This is a genomic window from Emticicia sp. BO119 (assembly GCF_013912375.1).
Lineage (GTDB): Bacteria > Bacteroidota > Bacteroidia > Cytophagales > Spirosomataceae > Emticicia.
The window spans coordinates 1-4,992 of sequence record NZ_JACETV010000019.1; the positions used below are offsets into that span (position 1 = coordinate 1).

Genomic DNA, 4,992 nt, shown 5'->3' on the forward strand with positions numbered 1-4,992 from the left:
GATTCATTAGTACTACTCGGCTGGGTGTTACCACTTTTAGACCTGTAGCCTATCAACGTCATCGTCTATGACGAATCTCAATGGAAGACTCATCTTGAGGAGGGTTTCACACTTAGATGCTTTCAGCGTTTATCCCGTCCGTACTTGGCTACTCTGCCATGCCCTTGGCAGGACAACAGATGCACCAGCGGTACGTCCAACTCGGTCCTCTCGTACTAAAGTCAGACCCTCTCAATCTTCCAACGCCCACCACAGATAGGGACCGAACTGTCTCACGACGTTCTGAACCCAGCTCGCGTGCCACTTTAATCGGCGAACAGCCGAACCCTTGGGACCTTCTCCAGCCCCAGGATGTGACGAGCCGACATCGAGGTGCCAAACCTCCCCGTCGATGTGAGCTCTTGGGGGAGATCAGCCTGTTATCCCCGGAGTACCTTTTATCCTTTGAGCGATGGCCCTTCCATACAGAACCACCGGATCACTATACCCCTGTTTCCAGCCAGCTCGACTTGTTGGTCTCACTGTCAAGCAGTCTTTTGCTATTGCACTCAACGCACGGTTACCAAGCGTGCTGAGACTACCTTTGGAAGCCTCCGTTACTCTTTTGGAGGCGACCACCCCAGTCAAACTACCCACCAAACGGTGTCCTCGCAGCGCGAGTTAGAATCCAAATAACCAAAGGGTGGTATTTCAACGTTGGCTCCCCGATGCCTGGCGACACCGGCTCACAGCCTCCCACCTATCCTACACATCAGTTACCCGAATTCAACGTTAAGCTATAGTAAAGGTTCACGGGGTCTTTCCGTCCCGTGGCGGGTAAGCGGCATCTTCACCGCTACTACAATTTCGCCGAGCTCACAGCTGAGACAGTGCCCAGATCGTTACACCATTCGTGCAGGTCGGAACTTACCCGACAAGGAATTTCGCTACCTTAGGACCGTTATAGTTACGGCCGCCGTTTACTGGGGCTTCGATTCAATGCTTCTCTTGCGATGACATCCCCTCTTAACCTTCCAGCACCGGGCAGGTGTCAGGCCTTATACTTTGTCATTAAACTTAGCAAAGCCATGTGTTTTTGTTAAACAGTCGCCTGGGCCATTTCTCTGCGGCCTCATTGCTGAGGCTCCCCTTCTCCCGAAGTTACAGGGTTAATTTGCCGAGTTCCTTAGCTGTGACTCACTCGAGCACCTGAGGCTTCTCGCCTCGACTACCTGTGTCGGTTTACGGTACGGGTGGTAAATGGCTGAAGCTTAGCGGCTTTTCTTGGAAGTCTCTTCACGAATTCGGTTCAGCCTAAGCCTCCCCTCAACGCCCTATTCCGTCAGGACGTATCCACTCCGACACTCCGTCCCCGCATCGCACCATCACCAGTACAGGAATATTAACCTGTTTGCCATCGGCTTCTGCTTTCGCATGATCCTTAGGACCCGACTAACCCTCAGTTGATTGACGTAGCTGAGGAATCCTTAGTCTTTCGGTGTGTATGGTTCTCACATACATTATCGCTACTTATCCCTACATTTGCTTTTCTATCCGCTCCAGCATACCTCACAGTACACCTTCGCCGCGAACAGAATGCTCTCCTACCCAAGATTTACATCTTGACTAAACTTCGGTACTATACTTGATGCCCGTTTATTATCGATGCCCGCCTCGCTCGACCAGTGAGCTGTTACGCACTCTTTAAATGATTGCTGCTTCCAAGCAAACATCCTGGCTGTCTCTGCAATCAGACTTCCTTAGTTCAACTTAGTATAGATTTAGAGACCTTAGTTGTAGTTCTGGGTTCTTTCCCTTTTGGACTCGGACCTTAGCACCCAAGCCCTCACTGCCGAGTATATTATATCGCATTCGGAGTTTATCAGAATTTGGTAGGATTTGACTCCCCCGCATCCTATTGGTAGCTCTACCTCGATATAACTCAACCTCGACGCTGTACCTAAATACATTTCGGAGAGTACGAGCTATTTCCCAGTTTGATTAGCCTTTCACCCCTACCCACAGTTCATCCAAAAACTTTTCAACGTTAACTGGTTCGGTCCTCCAGTTGGTTTTACCCAACCTTCAACCTGACCATGGGTAGATCACAAGGTTTCGCGTCTACAGCCACCGACTATTCGCCCTATTCAGACTTGCTTTCGCTTCGACTACGTATCTGAAATACTTAATCTTGCCGGTGACCGTAACTCGTAGGGTCATTATGCAAAAGGCACGCCGTCACTGGACTTGCCAGCTCCGACCGCTTGTAAGCGTACGGTTTCAGGTTCTATTTCACCCGGGTACTCCCCGTGCTTTTCACCTTTCCTTCACAGTACTCGTTCACTATCGGTGTCTCAGGAGTATTTAGCCTTGGCGGATGGTGCCGCCGAATTCAGAGGGGATTCCACCGGTCCCCACCTACTCAGGATACTGCTCGTCATTATGTCGGTACGTTTACGTGTCTCTCACACTCTATGGATGACTTTCCCAAATCATTCAACTTAAACATAAATCCTAAATGCAGTCCTATAACCCCACTTTTGCCGTAACAAATATGGTTTGGGCTTCTCCGCGTTCGCTCGCCACTACTTGCGGAATCACTGTTGTTTTATTTTCCTTCGGTTACTTAGATGTTTCAGTTCACCGAGTTAGCTCCATATCAGATATGGTAATAGTTCTTCAAACTATTGGGTTGCCCCATTCGGAAATCTACGGATCACAGAAAATGTGCTTCTCCCCGTAGCTTATCGCAGCTTATCACGTCCTTCTTCGCCTCTGAGACCCTAGGCATCCTCCGTACGCCCTTATGTAGCTCCTACATTATCTCTTTTATTCTCTCTTCCATCATGTCAAATAACTTTACCCAAGTCCGAGTAAATCCTCAACAACTACCAAGCTGTGCTAGTGTATTGAAGTAATTTATCTACTCTTCATTAGAATAGTGGTATTACTACCTAGTGTTTCTTCGTAAAGAACTGAATCCGGTTGTTAAAGTACCAGTTAACTTTTGTTTTGTGGAGGATAACGGATTCGAACCGTTGACCCCCTGCTTGCAAAGCAGGTGCTCTAGCCAGCTGAGCTAAACCCCCATTATTTTAATCGTGAATTAGTTAATGGTGAATCGTGAATATTCTATTCGCTCATTCGCCATTCACTCATTCGCCATTCAACTTTGGTGGGCCTGCGTGGACTCGAACCACGGACCTTTACATTATCAGTGTAACGCTCTAACCACCTGAGCTACAAGCCCCTTTCAGAGTTTGCAGTCACATGGCCTGTAGTTTTGCTTGCTACAACCACTACACCTGTAAACTTCCGTTCCTTCACTTCAATCTTACATAACTTGTTTGTGAGAATACAAATGCTCAATCCTTTGTGTCAGTCGTTTTTGATTCTTTATCTATATAAGATAAGTATCTCTAAAAAGGAGGTGTTCCAGCCGCACCTTCCGGTACGGCTACCTTGTTACGACTTAGCCCCAGTTACTGGTTCTACCCTAACGAAATCTTTTACCTTCCGCTTCAGGTCTACCCAACTTCCATGGCTTGACGGGCGGTGTGTACAAGGTCCGGGAACGTATTCACCGGGTCATAGCTGATACCCGATTACTAGCGATTCCAGCTTCATAGGGTCGAGTTGCAGACCCCAATCCGAACTGTGAACGACTTTTTGTGATTGGCTTGCCATTGCTGGCTCGCAACACTCTGTATCGCCCATTGTAGCACGTGTGTTGCCCTGGACGTAAGGGCCATGATGACTTGACGTCGTCCCCTCCTTCCTCTCTACTTGCGTAGGCAGTCTTGTCTGAGTCCCCAACTTAACTTGATGGCAACAGACAACAGGGGTTGCGTTCGTTGCGGGACTTAACCCAACACCTCACGGCACGAACTGACGACAGCCATGCAGCACCTTGTTTTGGGCCATTGCTGGCTTATCCATTTCTGAATAATTCCCTCACATTCTAGTCCAGGTAAGGTTCCTCGCGTATCATCGAATTAAACCACATGCTCCACCGCTTGTGCGGACCCCCGTCAATTCCTTTGAGTTTCACCGTTGCCGGCGTACTCCCCAGGTGGATTACTTATCGGTTTCCCTTGGTCACTGACTAAAGCCAACAACTAGTAATCATCGTTTACTGTGCGGACTACCAGGGTATCTAATCCTGTTTGATCCCCGCACTTTCGTGCCTCAGCGTCAGTGTAACTGCAGCAGACTGCCTTCGCAATCGGTATTCCTCCTGGTATCTAAGCATTTCACCGCTACACCAGAAATTCTATCTGCCTTCTGTTAACTCAAGCTAACCAGTATCAACGGCATGTAAAACAGTTAAGCTGCTACCTTTCACCGCTGACTTAATCAGCCGCCTACGCACCCTTTAAACCCAATAAATCCGGATAACGCTCGCCACCTACGTATTACCGCGGCTGCTGGCACGTAGTTAGCCGTGGCTTATTCTGCTGGTACCGTCAACTTCTCTCGCAAGAGATCTTTTCTTCCCAGTCAAAAGCAGTTTACAACCCAGAGGGCCTTCTTCCTGCACGCGGCGTGGCTGGGTCAGACTTGCGTCCATTGCCCAATATTCCCTACTGCTGCCTCCCGTAGGAGTCTGGCCCGTATCTCAGTGCCAGTGTGGGGGATTCTCCTCTCAGAGCCCCTAAAGATCGTAGACTTGGTGAGCCGTTACCCCGCCAACTATCTAATCTTACGCATGCCCATCTCTATCCGATAAATCTTTTAAAATTAACTGATGCCAGTAAATTTGTTATGCGGTATTAATCCGGGTTTCCCCGGGCTATCCCCCAGATAAAGGTAGGTTGCATACGCGTTACGCACCCGTGCGCCGGTGTAGTATTGCTACCACCCCTCGACTTGCATGTATTAAGCCCGCCGCTAGCGTTCATCCTGAGCCAGGATCAAACTCTCCATTGTAAATGAATTTGTTTGCCTGACCACTTTGGTCTCGCATTTGCATTCTCAACAAGTTAATGAACTTTATTCATCCAGCATTCCTGC

2 tRNA genes and 2 rRNA genes are annotated in these 4,992 nt (G+C 48.8%); all 4 read right to left on the reverse strand.

Annotated features, from left to right (window positions below):
- A 23S ribosomal RNA gene (locus H1R81_RS27180) occupies nucleotides 1–2,798 on the reverse strand; the annotation flags it as partial.
- A 196-nt stretch (nucleotides 2,799–2,994) separates the two neighbouring features.
- Nucleotides 2,995–3,068: transfer RNA gene (locus H1R81_RS27185), tRNA-Ala, on the reverse strand.
- A gap of 84 nt (nucleotides 3,069–3,152) precedes the next feature.
- Nucleotides 3,153–3,229 (reverse strand) — tRNA-Ile (locus H1R81_RS27190).
- A gap of 173 nt (nucleotides 3,230–3,402) precedes the next feature.
- A 16S ribosomal RNA gene (locus H1R81_RS27195) occupies nucleotides 3,403–4,908 on the reverse strand.
- Nucleotides 4,909–4,992: the final 84 nt, after the last annotated feature.